This is a genomic window from Rhodococcus sp. IEGM1428 (genome assembly GCF_050321865.1).
Classification (GTDB): Bacteria; Actinomycetota; Actinomycetes; order Mycobacteriales; family Mycobacteriaceae; genus Rhodococcoides.
On sequence record NZ_JBNQFW010000008.1, the window covers coordinates 121625 to 142870 of the forward strand.

The window sequence follows — 21246 nt, forward strand, 5'->3', positions numbered from 1 at the left end:
GCTCACGACCGTGACCCCCTCGCAATGCGAGGATCGATCGCCACGTTCGTGACGTCGACTATCATGTTGACAGCGACGAACGCGACAACCATGAACAAGCAGATTATCTGCACGACTGGTAGATCCCTTCGATTGGCTGCATCGACCAGCAGCGATCCGATTCCGTTGATTCCGAATGCTCGTTCGGCCACGGCAGTTCCTGCAAAAAGTCCGGCAACGGTAATCCCCGACACCGACAGAATCTCACTCGACGCATTTCGCAGTACGTGCCGAAACACAATCAACCGCTGCGGGATTCCGCGGCTACGGGCAGTTTCGACATGCTCGGAAAACATCTGAGACCGCATCGATGCGCGGGTGATGCGAGAGACGAAGGCCAAGTACGCAACCGCCATCGCCACTGCAGGCAATGTCAGATGCCACAGCTTGTCGACGAGGCCCTCGCCTGTTCCGTAGACCGGAAACCACGGTAGAACCCGAGAGAAGATGAAGATCAACACGATGACGACGACGAAGGTCGGGACTCCCATGAGAACGGACGTCACGACGTTGATTGTCTTGTCGACGGCTCTGGAACTCAAAGACGCGACGACTCCTGATCCGACGCCGATGACGATGATCAGAAGTGCCGAGTACGCCACCAGTAGCAACGTGGTCTCCAGGCGCGGCGCCAGCAACCCCCAGATATCGGAGCGGTACACGAACGAGGTACCCAAGTCTCCGTGGGCCGTCGAGGTCAACCAGTGCCAGTAGCGGGCCAGCAGTGGATCGTCTAGTCGAAACTGAAAACGGATGGCGGCCAATGCATCAGGGTTCGGCGTCGTTCCGCCCACCATGGCGGCCGCTGGGTCCCCCGGTGCCAATGCGACCGATGCGAAGATCACGAAACTCGCGATGAACACGGTGGCCAGCACAACGATCAACCGGCGAGAGAGTGAAGAAAGGACTGTTCTCATCACTTGCCTCCGAGGTTCAGTGCCCACGGTGAATTGATGTATGCAATGGACACTGTTGCTCCGGTGAGATCGTCGTTCAGATACAGCGTCGAGAACTGTTGGGCGAGCGAGACCTGCAGTCGAGCCTTGGCGAATCTGGCTTGAGCTGAGACGAACTCCCGAGCCGACTCCTGGGGGTCGCGCGCCATCCGGGCTGCGGCGAGGTCCTCCGTCACCACGGGATCGTCGTAGCCGGACCAGTTGTACAGGCCCTCAGGCCTTGCGAATTCCGTTGCGTAGGTGAGGACACCGGGGGTATCGACGTAGCCGATCGTTCCCACGAAATCTATCCCGTCGCGGGCTTCCGGCGAGTAGAAGAGGTTCGCAAAGTCGGTGGCCTGCATCTGGCGAATGCTGATGTTCAATCCGATTGCACGAGCGGCCGACTGCACGATCGTCGCTGCCGTCAGACTCGCCTGCTGACCGGCTTGCACTGCGTAGACGAGGTCGGTGCGGTCCAACGACACCGTCGACATCAGCCGCTTCGCCTCATCCAAGTCGTACCTGCCAGGTTCGAGCGCGTCGTAACCTTCCTGGTAGACGTCCGCTGCGTCCATACCGGCGAACGCAAATGGTGGTGTGAATGTGGCGAGCGGCTCGCCGTATCCACCTAGCGCCGTGGCAATGTACTGCCTTTTGTCGATGGCCAAGTCCAACGCCTCGCGAACCACAGGATCAGCCGCCGGGCCTTCCGACGTCGTAGGTCCGAAACTCAACGACGCGGTGCCGGGTCCGAAGTAAACCGACCCCTTGTTGGATCCCCGAAGAATGTTGATGCTGGCGTTCGGGATCGTATATGCACCGTCCACTTCGCCCGAGGCGAGAGCAGTGGTCAAAGTCGAATCATCGGGGATGAACTCGAAATCCAGGTTGGCTACTTTCGGAACAATTCCTTGCCAGTAATCTTCGTTGGCCTTGGTGGCGATCTTGTCGCCCGGCCGCCAGTAATCCAATTCGAACGGGCCGGTGCACATGAGTCCACCGTCCGGTGTACCCACCGATTCACCTTCGTCTTCGACGTACTGCCGTTGCTGTAAGGCACCGGCCGGTGATGCCAGTGCATTGAGGAACTGTGAGTCGTGCGCGGAAAACTGGACCGTCACCTCGTTCGGGCCGCTCGCATCCACGGTGACCACGTTCGTGTACGCGGACGAGTACACTGATTCCCCTTCGGGATCGAGGTTGCGCGACATGCTGTACGCCAGGTCCTCGGCGGTTGCAGTAGTACCGTCCCAGAATCGGATATTGGGCCGCAGATCGATGACGAATGTGGTGTCGTCGACCCACTGCGCACTGTTTGCCAGATTGGGAGCGACCGAGAAGTCCGGCTCCAGGCGCATCACGTTCTCGCACAAGTTCGACTCAACGGTGTTGGACGCGTCGTCGCCGATCTTGATGGGGTCTAGGCTCGTCGGTTCACCGGACGGCAACCCCCAGGTGACGTGGTCGACCGGTGTGGAACCGGGCGGAGTTGTCAGGATCAGGTCAGCAGGGGTGATCGGTTCCTCCTGCTGACTCGCATCCGCGCACGACGCCAGGACTGCCAGAGACAGAATCACGCCCATCGTCACGGTCGTTCTCTTCGAGATCATTGAGCTTTTCTCCTAGCGAGGGCATCAGCGGTGGGTAAGCAGCGTCTGCACTCGGCCTTCTCCCGATGAACGACGCGACCGCACGTGCGCGGATTGGCCCGTGATGTGAGCTGCATCATGTAGCTGGTTTCGAACATAGGTCGCGCGGGTGTTAATAGTCAATAGTGACTAACAATGGTCTTCTGAACGCAACACCGTCGTCATCAGCCGTAACATCGAGACGCCAACGTGGTAGCTACACACCACTTCGTCGACAGTGAAAACCGGGAGACCATCGATGGGCAGGCCCAACCTGGCTGATACGCGGAGGGAGGAGATTCTCGAATCGACGGCGCGCTGCATCGCCATGTATGGGTTTTCGGCGACTACTCTGTCCAAAATTTCCGAAGAGTCCGGTATGAGCCGTGGCCACATCCGCCACTATGTAGGCAACCGTGATGAACTGATGAAGGAATTCACTCACTGGCTGCTTGGTCAGCAGGAAGATCAAAGCCGGCGGATCCAGGAGCATCCAGATTTCGAGTCCGTCGCATCGATGCTCGACTACTTGTTCGGTCCGGAACTCTCCGACTCCAACGACGACAATACGATCATTCTGGAATTGCTGAAGGCCTCCAGAACGGACGAAACTCTTCGCGGTGCCTTGTTTTCCGAGTATGGACGGATGCAGGAATCGATTCGAGTGACTCTGGAATCTGCAGTGCCACATGCCTTACCTTCGCTCCTGGACGCCACCGCGTATTCACTTCTCAGCATCGCCCTTGGAAACGCGTTGCTGAGCGATCTGAACCCCGAGAACAACTCCGACGACATCGTCAGAACTGCAGGCGAACAGATCGTCACCGCGCTGATAGCGGCGTCGAGTATGCGCGGCTGATCCGAGAAGCCAAGTAGTCAGTCGACCGAGAACCGACAAAAGGCGCGGTAATCGACTGGACTCATATGGGCAGGGATGGCGTAGTTGTGGTGCAACCTATTCACGCGCGCGCAGTTCGAGAACAATGATCTAACCGTTCACCGCGGACCAGGTACGTCTGCTCGACGCGTCGACGCGAATCTGTACCCCGGTTCCGCACGGACCGTCATAGTCAGCAGTTACCGCACCGTCAGAGATCTTGACCTGAGCGCGCGGTCGTCTAGCGGGTCTGGTTCGCGCCGCGAGCCGTGAAATCTATCTTCTTAGGCTCAGGTCGTCGACCGAAGTCGACGGTATTAAAGGCGGATTGCCGACTAGAGCCACAGGCTCATGCTGCTCTGTGGCTCCCGACGACGGTACGAGTAGCAACTACTCGGCGAGCTTGGCGATCGACTGCGCCCACAGGAAGTACTTGTTGCGTCCGAATCGCCGATGGTCTTGATGTTGAACGCGGCCTTGAGATGCTCGGCATCGCCCGGGCTGACGCCCTGCAGTGCCTCGACGGGTGCGTCGACGAGCTCGGTGAGCGGCTTGTCTTCGTATGCTTTGTCGAGCTTGTCAGCGATTCCAGCCATGGAGGTGCCTCCTTGCGTCTCGGATAGCGGCCGGTTCGGCCGCCGCCACTGGAGGGTACGGAATTCCGCTGGGAGCAGGCTGTCCACTCGTGCCAGAACCGACGACGCTCGACGGACAAGGTCTCTCACTGGCAAACCGGTTTTCGAGACCCAGGTCATCGTGGAAGCGGAGAAAAGCGGCAGCTGCGTGCAGGGCTTGCTGACCTCGAGTCCGGCCTGTCGTGTAAAGAGCCCAGGCGTAGAAACGATCGGTCAGTGTCGTGTACACAGCCCCCGACTGATGGCACTGTGTTCGCCATGAGTGAGCAGACTGGACGCCTCGTCAATTCCGAGCAGGTCGTTCTGATGATGGATTACGGACAGTTCTACCTTCGAGGCGGCCTCGCCGACGGCGAGAACGAATACCCCCTACTCGAACAGGCGTTGGCCAACCAACCGAATGCCGGTGACGGTCAGACAATGGTGGTCTTGAGCCCTCACCAGAACAACTTCGAGATGCAGATCGATGTCGAGGTGTTCACCGCGCGCCCGCCGATCGATGACGATCAGTGGCAACAGATCATCGAAGACCACCTCGACATCGGTCCGGACGGCGTCTTGCAGATCGATTCGCCCACCACGTCCCCGGTGGACTGCGTTGTCCCGCCCGGCAGTTATCTCGTTCAGGTCAGCGGTCGTGGTTTCGTGAACTATGGGTGGCCCGGGGGAACGACACCCGGTGACGTGTGGCGAATCCGCCTGTGGCCCAATGACGGGACGGATGCTCGCGCAGCAATTCGGTGGGACATGCCAGGCTACGGCTTCCCCGAGAACGAACGCTCGATCGAGGGCGCTGCGGGGTCGACGTCTCACCCGGCCCCCTCGATCACCGACATCCACGGCGACAGTGCAGAGCCGGATTCCCAACCAGCCAAATGGATCACGGTCTTTCACGAGGACGGAACAACGCAACTGGTGAACCGGTCCGAGCTGAAACAGCAGGCACGAGAGCGCGAGTGGGCAGCGTGGGGAGGCGGCGAGCCTATCCACCACGTGCTCTCGTACAACGGTGGCCAGGAGCTCGCCCGATACGACCGAGCATTGGTGACATCGATCCTCGCAGTAGACGATCCCACCGCGCGCAGTATCGCCGCATGGTGCGCTCGTGCAGCGTTCGACTTCGCCGGCCTCTCGGACCGGCCCTGGGTGCGGCCGGCGCTCGACGCACTTGCTGCAGGTCAACCGCTGCCGTCACCGTTCGCGTCCTACGCCGAGATCGGCACGGTCTTCGCGCAACTCGGTGCGGACCGGGAATCGGAACTGGCGGCCGCAGACGATATCGACGACGACAGCGAGTCGGATTCGGTGGTGTACTCCGGATCGTACGAGCCGCTCGCAGACCGGCCGGACCCGTACGACATGGTGGTCGACGCGCCTTCCATGGCAGTCCCGGCCTTGTTCAGCGCGGTCGATGTCGATCCGTACAGGGCAGCGATCGAGACACTGGGACACTCATCGCACGCATACGCAGCACGTGCGGCGGAGCTCCACTCCCACCTGCGTTCTACATTTCCGATCTTGCAGAAGTCTGAAGACTGACGGTCATTGCCCCGGGGGTGCGCCGGGTAGCCGATGTCGAGGTCTGCCGCAGTCAGTTGTATCTGTCACCGGCAGTGCCGGTTGCAGTTCCACCGGACGCTACCTGTGCTCGGGGCGTTGTATTCGCAGCAGCATCAGCAGCTCTCGACGGCGGGTCGACTTCGGTTGGCGCAAGGTGTGTCCCGGTGACGCCTCTCCCCAGTCGTGTGAGCGGTGCCCAAGCTCGAGTAGTGCGAGGAAGTGTCGGGATCTGCGCCGAGCCCGCACGGTGCTCCCTGGGGGACTCAGGCTCCCGGGTGGGTAGCGCAGCACATCCTCGTGTCGACCTCCCGCTAGAAGGCCGCGCGCACAAAGGCTTTCGGGTAGTCGCGGGGCTGCGCCCGTGTCGAAGACCCGCTAGGTGTCGACAAACCGAGCGCCATGACTTTTCTTCTCCTTAACGAGACGAACCTTCAGGCTGGCGGATACCGTCGAACCACCGACAATCCGACAATTACCCCGAAAAGGAACTTTAGTGCTGACCTCACCGCGACCGTCCACGGTGCCCCGCCACCACCGCCTGGCCAGGCTGGCAGCATTGCCTGCACTCACTGCGATCGCCCTCGGAATGGTGCACGCTCCGGTCGCCTCCGCGCAGCCGGCCGCTGTGTGGGCAGTGTCCACCACCATCGACGTCGGCACAACTCCCACCCAGTTCGCATTCAGCCCCGACGCAACCCGCCTCTACGTCACAGCGGGTGACGGCTTCGACGTCATCGACACCGCGACCAACACTGCTATCGACAAGGTTTCCGTTCCGACGGTGGGCGGCATTGCAGTCGCTCCCGACGGCGCGATCTATGTGTTGGGTATCGATGGAACGGTGTCCGTCATCGATCCCGTCACCTACGCGACGATCGCTTCCGTCGACGTTGGAACCAACACCCTCGGCATGACAGCATCCGGTGATGCTGTGTACGTGACCAATCACGGCAACGAGTCCGTCGAGGTCATCGACACGACCACCAATACAGTCGACGCCACCGTGCCGGTCGGACAAAACCCCATCCAGGCAACTGCGCTCGATGGCACCGTCTACGTGACCAATGCCGGCTCCGGCACGGTCTCCGCCATCGACGCCGCCACGAACACCGTCATCGCGACCATCTCCGTGGGCGGGGTCCCGATCGGAGTGACGTCGGCGGCTGGGCGAGTCTATGTCGTCGAAGGGGTCAGTCAATCCGTTGCTGTCATCGATGGAACGAGCAACACCGTTGTCGAGACCATCCCTGTCGGCGGTGGTTCCCTGACCGGAATCGCCGCCACAGCCGACGGATCGACCGTCTTGGTGAACCAGTCCGACACCGATACCGTCGCCACCATCGACCTCGACGACCCCGCCGCTCGCCAATCCGTGACTGTAGGTGCACGACCAGGTGGTGCCATCGCCGCTCCCGACAACACCACCGCCTACATCACGAACGGCGCAGCCGCCTCGATCAGCGTGCTGACCACAGCAGATGCAGGCTGCACCGGCATTGCATGCATTCCCACAGGGTCCTTCGGCGGCTGATCGTGCCGCATCTCCCGGCGGCGCGATCGATCGTGTCGCCGGGAAGAGCACTGATCGCGGCACGCAGTGGTAGTCGAACCAGCTCGGGCCAGGAATGGATGACCTCACTGAGCGACACTGCGGACTCGAATCGGGCGAACGAAGTCGAGGCTCACAAGAGACCTGTCCCCACTGCGCTCTGTTCGCCCGACCAGCACCCGAGCGAGCTCGTCGCGCCTACCCTCGGCCTCGAATCCTCGACAACAGAATTCGATCGTCATGTTCCTCGGAACGACGTCGATACCGATCGGAGTCCTGTGAGGCGTTCCGTTCCTCGCGCGAATCGCGTCGGCTGGTCCATCGGTTGTCTGCTGGTGTGGTCAGAGCCAGGACGAGACTCCACCATGGTGCGAGCAGGTACCTCGTCGGCTCTGCGAGTACGAGTACGTCCCGTCCGAGCATTGGGCGGTTGCACCTGCCGGGGCAGACGGTGCCTGCACCGGCGAGTGCACGCAGTTGCCCGCGGAGTTGATGTACGAGTCTGCTCCGCACGATCCTCCTCCCCCGCCGGGATTCACGGTCGCGGCCTGCGGAGCGGGCAGAGGTGCAGGTTCGGGGGTGTAGACCTGCGGGGGTGCCGGGGCGGGAACCACGGCTTGTTCGATCTGAGGTTCTTCGGTCCAGGGTGCCGGTTCGGGCGCGGTGGTGATTATTGCTGTGGTGCCGGCTGCACCACAGGAGGTGAGAATCCCTGCGATGGCGTCGCGTTCGGCGTCGGTCACCCACAGCCGGTACTCGGCTTTGATTTGGACCTGTCGAGCGACGTACGTGCATCGATACTCGTGATTGGGTGGTAGCCACGTCGCTGCGTCCCCGTCGCCTTTGGCGGAATTGGTCGGGCCGTCGACGGCCTGCAGGTTACGGGGGTCGTTGGCGAGGTTGCGGAGTGTGCCCGAATCGAGCTGCTGGGCACCTTTCTGCCAGGCATCCGACAACGCAACGACGTGATCGATCTGCACCGCGGACGAGGTGTCCTCGCCGCGGGTAAATGCAATCGAGGTTCCGGTGTACGGGTCGGCGAGTACACCGGCGGACACCACACAGCCGCCGGACCGATCCGTGGTGACGATCGCGGTGAGGTCTCGCCGGAGAACATCGTTGCGGGTATCGCACCCGTTGTGTCCACCATCGACAGTGACGTCGTCGGACCAGCTCTGCCCGAACAGATCGCGGTCGTAGCCGGTCTTTGGTGCCCTACCTTTGACCTCGAGCGTGCCCAGTTGGGTCAACGCGGTGGTCGCTGCCGCGGGTGAATCGACCAGTACAACCGCCGCAGGTGCCGCCAACAGTGATACCGAGGTAGTTGCCGGCGGAACGGTCGTGGACGCGGGCGTCGTAGGTGCCGCCGAAGTGGTCGTCAACGACGTCGAGTCGGCAGCCTGCACGGGCGGAGTGTCGGTGTCGGGGGCGATCCTGCCGATCATGATCAACAGTGCGATCACGGCGGCCGCAATCCATGGCCACCGGCGACGCGCTTTTGAAGCCGGAGGTTTGGGGACGATCGGGTAGTGCGCGGCTGGGTCGTGCGGGAAAGTCATCGACATCCTCGGAGAACAAGAGCATGAACTGCGCCTGGGCGGCGCTGATCCCACCATCGAGCAAACCGAGGAGTTCGTTACGGAGTGCCCATGCAGCGAGCGGACAATCGAGCCTGACCGCACTAAGACGTCGCCAAGCACGGTCGTGGAATCCACCGAAGTCGTGGCCGATACGAGGAGGGCTCAGGTGGCGTCCTCTCGAGTCTCCTCGTACTTTCCTCAGTCTTCTCGCCGACGCATCCAGGCTCGGCCAGTCATCGATAATCAAGCCTCCATCCTTGATCTTCCCGAATCCAGTTGTCTCCCTTGATATACTGCGCGGTGCTACGACCGTCTGCCCGCATGCCGATCAGGGGCGGGTTGTGCCATGTCGATCACTGGGGTGTGTGGTCCGGTTTTCGTCCCGGCGGCAACGTGGAGGACGTCGGCGCGCCGGTCCCCTCTTCAATCGTTCCCTGTACCGGACGTCTCGCGCCGCTTGCGCTGCACGACGGGCAGATGCGGAATCGTTGTGGGCTGCTTTCAGATGCTGGCCCGCCAAGTCCCATGCTCCGGCCCTCGAACCTGCAAATACGCGCCATCCGCACGTACAAATAACCACTATCGAAAACTGTGTTGCGTCGATCTCTATGTCCTCCATATGGATTGGCCTCCTTCGAATCTATTCAGCTAGCAGCGTGCGGGTCTGCGGACGTCGGGGCATTCCTCCGGTGCGTGGCGTGGTGGCTATGGCATCGCACTGCAGGGCAGCGCCCCATGCCTCGTCGCAGCCTCGTGCTCGGTAACAAGACGGGTGCCAAAACGTCAGTGAGTGGGAGCCCTGCTGCGGTGTGTGTCAGTTCGTCCACCCGCGGCTCGCGCGGATGATGCACCAGCCTCCCGCCATGCTCGACCTACTCGTTCTATCGAACACATGTTCGATAGAACGAGTAACCTACAGCTTGGTCTGATGAAGTGCAAGCGCTCTGGATCGCGCCGCTGCTCGCAGCTTCGATCATCGAAAACGAGTGCACTGCAACAATACTCGTTCCTGTGAACCACGTAGCTGGGCGTGGACGCGACAGGTGCAGCGGGGTTGCGATGTGGCCTTCGCATCTCGACTGAATCAGAGAAGGAGGGCACACGATGAGCGACGTCTCACAGAACGGCTGGACCCTGATTTGGGACAGCTCCGGCCTCGATCGGTCGCCGATCCCGGGAACCACGCGAACGATCGAGCTACGTGCCGGTGCCGTCCGTGTTGTCCTCGACTACCTATGCGCGGAGTTTCACGACAGAGTCGAAGCTCTCGACGAGGGACAGCGGGACGACTGGGGTTGGGCAAAGCCGGTTCCGATACCGGGCAGCTCCATTTTCAGCAATCACGGGTCCGGCACAGCGGTGGACCTCAATGCCACGCGCCACCCCTGGGGCGAGAGAGGAACCTTCGGTGCGGCTCAAGTGGCTGCCATTGAGGCCATCCTGCTCGAGCTGATGGGCACCGTGCGGTGGGGAGGTCATTACACCGGTAAGGCCGATGAGATGCACTTCGAGATCAATGCCTCGGAAAGCAGAGTGAGCGAGGTTGCAACTGCGTTGGGCGGATCTCGTGGAGATGTACCGCACTCGCGACCAGGTCTGCTGTCGCTGGGCTCGACGGGTTCACAGGTCGCCGCTGTGCAGGCGCGACTGAATCGAGATTATCCGCGATACTCGCGCCTTGAAGTCGATGGCTACTACGGGCCGAGCACCGAAGCGGTGGTCCGAGAATTTCAGTTGCGATCCGGTCTTTCCGTGGACGGGGTGGTCGGTCCAGAGACCAGGCTGAGGCTCGGGTTATGACGTGGCTCCTGACGTCGGCGCTTCCGCTCTTGCTGTACGGACTGAGCGACCTTGCAAATCGACTGCAACGAGCTTCCGGATCTCTAGAAGGGTAGTAGCGACGATAATTCATTCTTCTGTCACGGTAATTTTATTATGTTTGGTCGCCGTCATTCGGTGGATTCGGAATGTCGAGATTCAGTCTGAATCCGAGACTCTCGAAGAGAAAAGCTGAAGTCATGTCAGATCAGAATTCGGATCAACCAACCCAAATTCGCAGACCGTGGCGCGCCACGCTGCGGACTGTCGTCGCGACAGCTCTCGCAGCGATACCGCTACTCCCGGTGCTGGCCGAGTACCTCGGGCTCGATACCTTTCCGGTAGTGGCGGCTGCTCTGGCCGGCACGGCGGGTATAACGAGGTTCCTTGCGGATCCGCGCACCGAGCGGTTTCTTCGAGTGCATTTTCCCGCCATTGCGGCAGACCCAAATGGAACGCGGAGTAACGATTCGGACGAGCGCAAGACTCCAGAATAGTCCCGCATCGCGAACGAGTGCATCGAACTTATTGTTTATTTGTCAGCGCGAGAGTTACGCGCAATCAATTCTCAAAAGCCTTGATGCGGTAGCTCTCGATATTCACCTCGAAAAAGAGAATGGAAGTGTAATTACAATGGCGACTTACCTCGACCGAATCACCGGAGCCGACAAGTCTTCGAACAACTTCGGAGTAGCCGGAACCGACCTCGGTATTCCGTATTCGACAGGCAACGGACGAATCTGCATGCTGTTCGGAGACACGTTCAGCAGCCCCTTCCCGGGTGGCCCGGACGAAGCACCCGGAAGTGGGGCCAACTGGCGTAGCCCGACCATCCTGACCACCGCCACACCACACACCAGTCCGCAGGTATTCGACTACGCCGTTGGCGGCGGGACATGGGCGAAAGAGGCGTTCTACAACGCTCACAACAGGGCAGGAACCTGGAACCCCCTGACCGAATTCACGGTAATTCCCAACGACGGGATCTTGATTCCAGAAACGGGACGACAGATCGTGTCCTGGATGAGCATGAATCGTTGGGACGGTGGCGATGGGTCGCTGGGTGGGAACTTCCGTTCGGGCTATGCATCGCTTGCTTACTCCGACAACGGGCAGGATTGGTACCGAGTATCGAATCTCGGATGGTGGAACAACCGTGAGAACACCGACCCCTTCCAGATGTGGAGCATGCACCGAGAAGGCGATTTCATCTACATCATCTCGGTGCGTGCCGGTCGCCAAAACGGCCCGATGATGCTCCGACGAGTGCACTACATGCACATGTTCGATCAGTCGTGGTACGAGGGATGGGGCTGGAACGGCGCCAACTGGGGTTGGGGTCGACCGTGCACTCCGATCTTGAACGGCACGTTCGGTGAGCCTTCTCTGCGGAAGATCGGTAACAAGTGGGTGATGGCATACGTGAACTACGCGCACCCGCTTCACGGGGCTGCTCTGGTGACACGCACTGCCACCGCTATCGACGGAGCCTGGTCTTCTGAGAAGGTTCAGGTGACAATTGCCGCTGAGCCGAACCTCTACGGCGGGTTCATCGACCCGAGAAGCACGCTGGCCGTCGACGGTCTGACGATGTACGTGTCGCGTTGGTCGAAGGACGCGGCGAACCGGTCCACTCACTACCACGTCAGTCAGTACCGCGGCACCGCGTAGGAGTCGGTAGTTTCCGGGACCTGAACTGAGTCAGCAGGTTCCGGACGTGGCGTGAAAGCCCCTGCCTCGCACCCCCGAGGCAGGGGCCTTCGCAGAACGGGTCCTGAACGCGCGGGTGTATCCATGTCGGGTTCGACGAGCCTGCCGGTCGGCGGGGCACCCACGCCAGGCGAGCTCTGATCGGCATACTTACGACGTTGCCAGACTGCGGGGCGTCGTCTTCCCACACCGACGCTCCAGTGGATCCGAACTTCAGCGAGCCCTACGCGGGCGAACTGACCGAACGAGGTTGTCGATGACGCGAATACCTTCCCCCGCCACAGTGAACACGTCTGGGGGCGAACCCCCACGTGCCGGCGAAGGCAGCGTCAAGGCGACGGGTCGTGCCGTCTGGGGATTGCTGGCGTTAGCCGGATTGTTGGGTGTGGCGGTGCCGCTGGTTCTCGCGACGATCTCCGGAGGACTCGCCATTCCGCACAACGACGCGTGGTCTTACGGCCGGATCGCGCAGACTTTCGGATACAGCGGGCACATCGAACTGCTGGGCTGGAACAGATCGGCGCTGTTCGGCCAATTCGTGGTGCTGGGGCCGCTCGCCCGTTCCCTGGTGGCCCAACATCTCTTCGTCGCAGCGTTGAGTGTGGTCGCACTCGCGGCGGTGTACGACCTGGTCGTCACCGCAGCAGGACGGGTCCGAGCCTCGCTCGCGGTACTGATCGTCGCGGTCTGGCCCGGATTCGGATTGCTGGCCACGAGCTTCATGCTCGACATTCCCGCGACGGCAGCGATCATGGTCTGCCTCGCCGTCGGCCGTAGGGCTCTGCAGAGCCAGTCGATACTGCTACTCGCGGCGTCGATCGCTGTTGGGTTCTGGGGCTTCACCATCCGCGAGCAAGCACTTGCAGCGCCTGCAGCAGTGCTCCTGGCCGCCATCGCGTTCGCGTTCAGGTCACATCGGCGGCGCAACTTGATCGCCATTGGCTGCATCGGCGCGGTACTTGGTCTGGCAATGGTCGGATTCGAACTGTGGCGCCAGTCTTACGGTGCCGGAGACCCGCCGGTAATTGCGGTTCCAGAGAATCTGATCAAGGTCGGCGGAACCGTGTTGGTCCAGGGCTATTTCCTTCTGGCACTCGTTGTGTCACCGGCATTGCTGTTGGTCGCCCGACCCTGGAGGTGGAGGCGGGTCGCGCTCGTGGCCGCAGTGGCCGCGGCAGCTGTCGCGGTTGCGGCCGTGGACTACTTCGGCAGGAAAGCCTTCTTTGTCGGCAACTACCTCGATCCGGCGGGCCCCTACTGGGCAGCCGGCAACGGCCGTCCTGCAGAGATCTTCCCCATCTCCGTATGGACACTAGTTGTCTTGCTCGCATGTATCTCCGCAGTGCTGCTGGCCGGCATCCTGGTGCGGCAGGCACGCAGTACCGACCCGGTGTTGGGGATATTCGTGACGCTGGTGGTTCTGGGAAACCTCGCCAGTGCATTGTCCGGTCAGACTCTTTACGACCGGTATTGGCTGCTGGCGGTGCCGCCGCTGCTTGCGATGGTGCTCGCCAAGCGTCCGGAGCCTTCTATTGCCCAGGTTCCGGGTATCGAGCTGATCGTCAGAAGAGTAGCGGTGGCCGCTGGGCTTGCATTCCTTGCAGTTTTCTCGACGGCGATCACCGCCGCCGGTTTCGCCTACGACGGTGCACGCTGGGATGCTGCTGAGGCGTTGGTTGCCGCTGGGGTTCCAGCGACTGACATCAATGCCGGTTTGGAGTGGAACGGCTTCCACTCGGCAGTGGGTATGTCGCCACCGGGATCGTGGCAGTTTCCAGGGAACAGGTCCTGTTATTTGGTGGCCGCGACGCCGCAGCCTGGGCGCGAGGCCGAGTCCGTCCGGACCTACCGTCCGTTTCTGATCTCGGGCGAAGCGCATCTGTGGGTCTACAACGAAGGGTGCCCCGCAGCGTAGCGAGGTGGGAAACCGTCGACGGTGACGTCGTCGAACCAACTCTGCCCGACCAACGGTCGTAACCGGTCTTACTGCCCTACCTTTGACCTCGAGCGTGGCCAGTTGCGTCAACGCGGTGGTCGTTGCCGTGGGTGGTTCGGCCGGTGTCGCCTCGCTGTCGACCCGCCCGGGAGCGGCGAATCGCGCGAACAGCGCGGTCAAGCAAAGAGCACCCCCGCATCGTCAAGATATCTTGACGATGCGGGGGCCTGCGCGGACATGCACGCGAGAACGAGGAGGGCGTCTAAGACGAGGAGGGCGTTCGCACTGAGCCTCCGAGACTTGACGTCGCCGCTGGTTACAGTAGTCAGATGCGCTTACAGAACCCAGAACTCCCGGGTCGGATCATCAGCTGCCGTTCCCCAACGGCTTGGTCGATTGGCCTAGTTCTCAGTGTTGGCGCGGCCTTGGTCGGATCGCCTGCCACGGCGGCACCCACCGACACCTATGCTGTGACCGGCACGCTCAATGCCCCAGGTCTAGCCGAAGGAATCGCATTTTCGCCAGATGCATTACGCGCGTACGTAACTCACGGTCCTGACGGTGAACCGGGCTTCCTCGGAATTTTCGACACCCGCACGAGAGCGTTACTCGCCGACGTTCAAGTCGGAACATTCCCAGTCGGGATCGCCCCCACCTCTGACGGCACACGGGTGTACGTCGCCAACAACGTCGACGACACGGTTTCTGTCGTTGATCTAAGAACGAACGCCGTCATCCGCACGATCCCAGTAGGAGATGGTCCCCTTGGAATCGCCGTAACACCAGACGGTCGTAAGATTTACACCTCAAGCCAGTACGACGGCTCTGTAAGTGTCATCGATGGGTCGTCACTGGACGTGGTGAAAACGATATCGCTCGGCGAGGCGGGCGCGCCCTTCATCGACCTCAGTCCGGACGGTCGGTACGCCTACGTCACAGTCGGCGGAGGTGTCGCGAAGCTCGATACAAGCTCAGATGAAATCGTCGACCGAATCGACGGACTCGGCGGCAGTCCACTTGATTCCTCGATCACCGCCGACGGCGATACGCTGTTCGCAGCCGTTGAAGACACTCTGTACGCGATTGACCTCAATGATCCCACTAGGCGCACAGCAACAGTGCTACCAGTCGCGGACAGTGTTTGGGGAGGTTTAGGGAGTGTGGGGGTCACTCCGGACGGCACGACCGCCTTCGTGGAGGCTTCGGGATTCCCCAGCGAGCTGATCGCCGTCGACGTTGCATCCGGGTCTGTAGAGGCGCGATTTGAGATTCCTGGAAGCGCCCAATTGGTTGCAGTCTCCCCGAACGGCAGTGATGCCTACGTTACTAGCCAAGACAGCAACGTGACCATTGTTACCAAGAACCCGCAGACAGGTCCGCCTGTTGTGCCGCCTCCGCCTTTCGGTTCGGTGGATCTCCCGAGCACCGGATCGGCCATTTAGGAATTGGTCGTTTACAAGTCCGCTTGCCATCCGTGAACAACGGCGCTGCGTGCCTACCGATGCGACGAGCCAATCGAAGGCGACCTACACCTGCAACTCGGCGATGACAATTCACCGAATCCAACGGACAAGAACCCCGTGATTCGATGTGGCGACCATCCCAAGCCAGCGGTGCGCGATCCGCAGTTACCGCAGCGTCAAGATGTCTTGACGTGAGGCCCGCCCGATATTCGGTTTCATGTCAGGCCAGGTAGCCGTCCATGGCTCTTGGCGTCGTGGAGCAGATCGAGAATGTGCTTGCAGCAAATGTTCCATGCCGTCTTCACACAACGTGCTAGTGATTCCAACGAACGGCCCTCAGTCGGTGAAATATACCTCAGCAATTTTCCGTATTTTGTTCAGTCGCTTCGATATTGCACTGTGGTTGGAATATCCGAGTACCGACGCGATGTCCTGCTGTCGGGTCCAACCGCTGTTCAGTAGAAATACGATCTGCCGTTCCTTCGGGTCGAGCAGAGCCATGAAGTCGCTCGTCACCACTCGACCCTGAACGTCGGTGTCCGGGCCCTGGATGGGGATTGTGTCGGTCATTTCGACGAACCGGACCTTCACTTTGACTCGCTTGTTGCGCAGTTTGCGTTCGAAATCTTCTCGCGCGAATGACCATCGATCTGAGAAGTCGTCTTCGACCCGGTTCGACTTCACAGCGTCCAGAATTCCACGAAGGCGACCCGTAGAGTCTGCTTCTTCGACGGCCATCTGCAGGATATCTGCTGCGTCTTCCTCGCCGCGCCACAGATCCCCTCCCTTACGAGGGTTGCCGACGGTCGCTTCCAGAATAGATCCGTCCTGCAGGACCGCTGGCTGCGGTTCGACTCCTTTGTCGATTTCTGGGAAGTCGCCGAGGAGTTGTTCGATTGTGGAAGTAACTGCTGGAAGCCAGAAGTCGAGATTGTGGGCGAGCAGTCGCAGTGGCTCGTTGCGCGAGAAGGCACTGAGTCCGGATCCGGAGTTCAGAAGTGGCCACACCTGCCACGCCCATGCCTTGGAGAGTTGATCGGCGAATCCCGCGGGCAGGTGACGGTCTGCATTCGCCCAGTCGGCGAGGAACGGCCACTGACCCGCCCTGACCAGTGGTAGCCCGAATCGTTCCAGGGTTGTTTTGGGGAGCAGATGCATTAGTGGGGCGTACTCGAAGTAGCGCGAGCTTGTCCGGGGGACGACGACGATGTTCCGGTCCCCGAGATCTGCGAGCTGCCCGAGCTTTCCTGGTAGCTCGGTCTCCAAGTCAAAGTGGCGGCGGCGAAATTGGGCAGATTCCCACGCCATGTTCCATCTACCGACTGCCCCCGCCATCTCCAACGATCGATGATCCATTCGGATCGCGACGTAGTCCGCAGGCTCGGGAGTGTGTGGACGTAGTACGGCGTCGAACATAAACCCCGCCGACATGTTGGTCATTCGAGGATACTGATCTGCGGTTGCGTCCTCGGGGGAGATGAACAGCCCCTCGCGCTGCCACTGCCTGATCTCGGACGCAGTTGGTTCGGGCTCGTCGGCTGTAGTTGGGTCCACCGTACTTGCTTTCGTCTGTGTCATACCTTCTCCACGACAGAACGGTCTGGATTTGTTCCGTGCGGTCATGATTTTTTCGACGGTTCTCGGAGGGCGGGGCTGCAGATCCAATGTCGAGTTCCTCGTCGAGATTCCTTGACGGACACGGCGCTGGCGCCACCGGGCGAGGCACAATACGACCAGTTTGGATGAATCGGCAAGCTCTGACAGGGACGCTTACCGCTTCAATCCCAGCTTCTGTATACAGCTTTCTGGATCGAGATGTGCCGCGTTTACTCATGCCGACGGAAAGCGTCGGGCAACTTTCCGGTTACGTGCCGGAACGCAACGATGAACGCGCTGTCGGAGCTGCAACCCACAGAATTGGCGACAGTTGAGATGAGGCCGGTTCCGGTGAATCGCCCGTACAGGCGTATCGACCATGATCCCTTACCGGCAGGCGGTCATGGCGACGACCGTCGTGCAGTTGGGAGTACGTTTTCGGCTGCGCCGGTGGGGCGGTAGCCCGACGAAGGCACCGCCCCACCTAGTACTGCTGTCAGCCGTTTTCGGTAACCGTCGTGTTCGGATGCCGACGGGCGGTACTTTCGGTGACGTAGCGGCCGCTGATAGCCGAGCGGTGAGCGGTGCTCGAGCCCCGATTCCCGCCGCTCTCGACGACGGTGGTTCGGGGGTGCCTCGCAGCCACGGCCGCCGAGACGTACCGACCCGTCCTCGCACTCCGAGCGTGACCTCCGGTTTTAGCCATCAGACCCTCCTATTGGGCCTCGTGCAACCGTGAATCGAGTAACCTTCGAGTGTCTAGCAGGAAGATTCGTCGACCAAGGTTGCGGTTGACGGGCCTCGCGGTATGCGGGGCCCGACAATCGTCCTGTAAACGACTGTCATCTACCTCTTAGTAGTGACGTGCGGTCTATCCCCCAGAACTCAGGAAGATTTTTTAGGCGTCTTTGCTAACTCGGCCGCATGTGCGACCACCCTGGATGCGTCGACAGTAGGGATCGTTCGCCTCGCAGCGACAGCTTTGTCGGTCCCGAAGGAGCTGCGTTCGAAAGTCTTCTTAATGTTGGTGCTCATCCTGCCTTCCTTCCTCGCTGTCGTTCTCGTTCGTTTGCCAGCATCCGCTCGACAGTTTTCGGGGTGACGCCCATCGTGTAAGCGATCTCGGTCTGACTTCGCCCGTTTGCTGTCATCACCATGACAACGCGCACCCGCGGATCTTTCACCTCAGCCAGCGCCCGATCTATGAGCAGGCGATCAATTGCGACCTCGGCAGTGTCCTCACGGCCCGGGCCGATCTCGTCGATCAACCAGGCGTGGTCATCGACATGGGCGAATTTTCTGTGCCGGGCTTCACTTTCGTACCATCCCCGGTAGACATTGGCGAAGCGAATGATGCACTGTCCTATGAAGTAAGTGCGCAGTGTGGCACCTTTGGTGCTGTCCCATTTTCGCTTCATCAGTACGTCGACTCTGAAATGGTGCAGCGCCTTGGCGACCGTCTCGCCTTTGAGCTCGTCTATTTCGTCGTCGGTGAAATCGCGGTCCAATCGTGGAAGTCCGAACCCCTTCTGACGGCACCTGTCGTAGATCAGGCCGGTGTACATCCAACCGCCGAAGACTGCGAGTCCATAGCGAGCGAGTTCGGTGGAGAAGTACGTCCAGTCACGGCCTTGGTAACCCCCAAGCGCGAGGAGCGTCACCAGCTCGTCGTCTCCGGCCAGCCGGTCTATCCTGTCTGCCAGTTCTAGGTGGTCGGATTCGAGCAGCCAACTGGCCGGTACGCGAATGTCTTCTGCCCGTTTTATGGGCTCGGCTGAGGTGCCAGGGACCCCCGGCGCGCGCTTTGGCTCATGGGCCATAACGACTCCTCAATGTAGCGACGTCCGCGAGCGAGCTCGTGGTTGTCGCTTTATAAGTGCCGACTCGTCGGTCATCCCCCAACTTTTCTGAAACTTTTTTCAGACGGTGTTACAGGCTGTAGGTGTGGTCTTGTCGGCAGTCTCTGATCGTACCGTTCTCAAGGCGTCAGGGACTAGAATCTCTAGGCGCTGACCAGCTGAATAGGCGCACTCTGAGTGGGTTGGTGCGCTACGCGAGCTGCCGCGCAATTGCCCGGGCTTGGGTGGCACCTACTTGTGTCCAATCGTCCCGTTGCCTCGAATTTTAGTGACCACCCACAGGCGTGAGTCGGTGAAGCTGCAGTCCTCTTGTGGCGAGCTCGTACGCCCCGAAAGCCTCAGAGCCAATTATCGGTGATCAAAGGTGACGGCTCATCCGCCGGTGCATGCGACGCCCAGCTCCGGAGGTCGGTCCCGGTTCGCCGGTTCTAGGACAGGGATCATTAACAGCGGCTGTGAGAGGCTTACGCTGTGAGCGCTGTTGAGATTCAGCCCAGAACCGTGGGTCCACTTGCAGCCCTGAGTACCGATTCGCATGTCAGCGTATTGCTAGGGGCAGGGGCCTCGGTTGCCGCTGGTCTGCCGGACTGGAATACGTTCGCAATCGAACTACTGGTGAACAGCGGTGCCATCAAAGACCGCGCAACTGCCGGCGCGTTTCTCGAAGGCCAGGATCCTGCAATCGCAGCGGAAGCCGCCAAGCAAGCCGCAGGGGCCGATTGGCCCAATTTACTGCGTTCAACTTTGTACGGCGACACACCTGTCGATCCAGCACCGCTTCACGCCGCGGCCGCAGCACTGGCGGCGGCGAGGGATCCATCAAGCATTTCGTTGTTCACGCTGAACTACGACGATTTGCTGGAAGAGTCGCTGCGCGGCATCCTCGACCAGCCCTCCGACCCGAAGGTTTTCAGTCGCTGGGATTTAAGGCCGCGCGCATCTCCTAGCGAACACGAAGTGCATCACCTTCACGGATTATTGCCACGCGCACCGTCCACGGCAGAGGCGGTGGTTCTAACGTTGGGCGACTATCACCGTCTCGGCCAGAAACAGGCGGCATGGCAAGTATCGGCACTGCAAGAGGCTATCCAGAAAGGGCCACTGATTCTTGCCGGCACGTCATATCGCGACCCGGATATCCGGCAGTGGATCCACGACCTGATTTCAGAAGATGATGATGCGAAGGTTCTGGTCTTCCTAGCCAGGGAGGGCATGAAGCTCGGGCGCGAGCAGTTCGAGCTGGTCAGAGGCGCTCTAGAGATGCAGTGGTCTGCTCTCGGGGTTCAAGTGGTAGCCACACACGACCACGCCGATGCCGCTCAGGCACTCAGAGAATTGCCCTACATCAACGGTGCCGGGTATGCGGCCCCAAGTCAGCGGGCCGCGCATCTCTGGCAGGTGCACGTTGACCAGTTCACAATGTTTCAGGAGGGTGACTCAGACGAACTGGAGCAAGACTTGTTGATCCTGCAGGAGCAGTTGCCTGACTTCGGAAATCTGACACTGTGGGTCGCCGATAGCAACGGGTCACTGGTCCGGTGGGCCGCGAACGATCGGGTCTATCGCAGTCCCAACCACTTGCGTCGTGTTTTGACCGGGCATGACAGCTATTGGATCGCTGGTCAGTGTCTGGGCCGAAACGACACCCTCATCAAAGACGTCGAGGGGCCAGCGTCTACGGCCAGATGGCGATCGGTGGTAGCCGTACCGGTAGTGGTGGATCTGTGTGGTGGACCTCCGCTACCCTGCGCGGTCATCTCGGGGGCCTCAACGAAGACTCGAAGCGATGCACCGCTTGACGAGTTGAGCACGGTGTTCGCTGAGCTGTCAGAAAAATGGTCATCGCTTCTGAAGCTTCGACATGATGGGTTATGAGCTACGAGTCTCCGCTAGCCATGCTGGCTTGAGCTACGCTTGAGTGGTACACATCGCTACTGGATGAACGTGGGGTGAACAGGTGAAATCAACACCACGCACGACTGTGCGTGAGGTCTCGGCCAACACGTTCCGCGTGAGCAACACAACTACTCGCAGCGCAAAGACTGGGAAGTTTGTCGC

The 21246-nt window shown here is 60.6% G+C and carries 14 protein-coding genes and 1 pseudogene; 9 read left to right on the forward strand and 6 right to left on the reverse strand.

The features are described from left to right. Positions 1–2: 2 nt before the first annotated feature. Both ACQR3T_RS26315 and ACQR3T_RS26320 read right to left on the reverse strand, forming a co-directional pair. Positions 3–956, reverse strand: a complete 954-nt coding sequence (locus tag ACQR3T_RS26315; protein ID WP_428695502.1) for an ABC transporter permease — start codon at positions 954–956, stop codon at positions 3–5. Then, the gene (locus ACQR3T_RS26320) at positions 956–2587 is read right to left on the reverse strand and encodes an ABC transporter substrate-binding protein (RefSeq protein WP_428695503.1); all 1632 of its coding nucleotides are present in this window, start codon (positions 2585–2587) and stop codon (positions 956–958) included. Before ACQR3T_RS26320 ends, ACQR3T_RS26315 begins: the two co-directional genes overlap by 1 nt. A 277-nt stretch (positions 2588–2864) precedes the next feature. Between ACQR3T_RS26320 and ACQR3T_RS26325 the strand changes: the two genes are divergently transcribed. Further along, complete coding sequence (locus ACQR3T_RS26325) at positions 2865–3464, forward strand: TetR/AcrR family transcriptional regulator (RefSeq protein WP_428695504.1); 600 nt, start codon at positions 2865–2867, stop codon at positions 3462–3464. A 408-nt stretch (positions 3465–3872) separates the two neighbouring features. Here ACQR3T_RS26325 and ACQR3T_RS26330 read toward each other — a convergent pair. Further along, a pseudogene (locus ACQR3T_RS26330) lies at positions 3873–4078 on the reverse strand (hypothetical protein). A 297-nt stretch (positions 4079–4375) separates the two neighbouring features. Between ACQR3T_RS26330 and ACQR3T_RS26335 the strand changes: the two are divergent. Further along, positions 4376–5656, forward strand: coding sequence for a hypothetical protein (locus ACQR3T_RS26335; RefSeq protein ID WP_428695505.1), 1281 nt, complete (start codon positions 4376–4378; stop codon positions 5654–5656). Between the two features lie 514 nt (positions 5657–6170). Beyond that, complete coding sequence (locus ACQR3T_RS26340) at positions 6171–7208, forward strand: YncE family protein (RefSeq protein WP_428695506.1); 1038 nt, start codon at positions 6171–6173, stop codon at positions 7206–7208. Positions 7209–7567: 359 nt separating this feature from the next. Here ACQR3T_RS26340 and ACQR3T_RS26345 read toward each other — a convergent pair whose 3' ends face one another. After that, a complete protein-coding gene (locus ACQR3T_RS26345; RefSeq protein WP_428695507.1) occupies positions 7568–8785 on the reverse strand; it encodes a DUF3761 domain-containing protein in 1218 nt (405 codons plus the stop codon). Positions 8786–9910: 1125 nt separating this feature from the next. Here ACQR3T_RS26345 and ACQR3T_RS26350 point away from each other — a divergent pair. From ACQR3T_RS26350 to ACQR3T_RS26370, 5 genes are all read left to right on the forward strand, one after another. Next, on the forward strand, positions 9911–10606 hold the full coding sequence (locus tag ACQR3T_RS26350) for a peptidoglycan-binding protein (protein WP_428695508.1): 696 nt from the start codon (positions 9911–9913) through the stop codon (positions 10604–10606). A gap of 218 nt (positions 10607–10824) precedes the next feature. Then, positions 10825–11121: a hypothetical protein gene (locus ACQR3T_RS26355; RefSeq protein ID WP_428695509.1), complete on the forward strand. Its 297-nt coding sequence runs from the start codon at positions 10825–10827 to the stop codon at positions 11119–11121. Positions 11122–11257: 136 nt separating this feature from the next. After that, a complete protein-coding gene (locus tag ACQR3T_RS26360) occupies positions 11258–12295 on the forward strand; it encodes a DUF4185 domain-containing protein (protein WP_428695510.1) in 1038 nt (345 codons plus the stop codon). 295 nt (positions 12296–12590) lie between these two features. After that, positions 12591–14249: a glycosyltransferase family 39 protein gene (locus ACQR3T_RS26365; protein ID WP_428695511.1), complete on the forward strand. Its 1659-nt coding sequence runs from the start codon at positions 12591–12593 to the stop codon at positions 14247–14249. Between the two features lie 491 nt (positions 14250–14740). Next, complete coding sequence (locus tag ACQR3T_RS26370; protein ID WP_428695512.1) at positions 14741–15712, forward strand: cytochrome D1 domain-containing protein; 972 nt, start codon at positions 14741–14743, stop codon at positions 15710–15712. A 357-nt stretch (positions 15713–16069) separates the two neighbouring features. Here ACQR3T_RS26370 and ACQR3T_RS26375 read toward each other — a convergent pair whose 3' ends face one another. Continuing rightward, the gene (locus tag ACQR3T_RS26375) at positions 16070–17311 is read right to left on the reverse strand and encodes a sigma-70 family RNA polymerase sigma factor (protein WP_428695513.1); all 1242 of its coding nucleotides are present in this window, start codon (positions 17309–17311) and stop codon (positions 16070–16072) included. A 1049-nt stretch (positions 17312–18360) separates the two neighbouring features. Further along, positions 18361–19149 (reverse strand): RNA polymerase sigma factor, encoded by a 789-nt coding sequence (locus tag ACQR3T_RS26380; RefSeq protein WP_428695514.1) that lies wholly within the window; start codon positions 19147–19149, stop codon positions 18361–18363. Between the two features lie 510 nt (positions 19150–19659). On the opposite strand from ACQR3T_RS26380, the gene ACQR3T_RS26385 reads away from it, so the two are divergent. Continuing rightward, positions 19660–21063 carry an SIR2 family protein gene (locus ACQR3T_RS26385; protein WP_428695515.1) on the forward strand — a complete coding sequence of 468 codons (1404 nt, stop codon included), beginning with the start codon at positions 19660–19662 and terminating at the stop codon, positions 21061–21063. Positions 21064–21246: the final 183 nt, after the last annotated feature.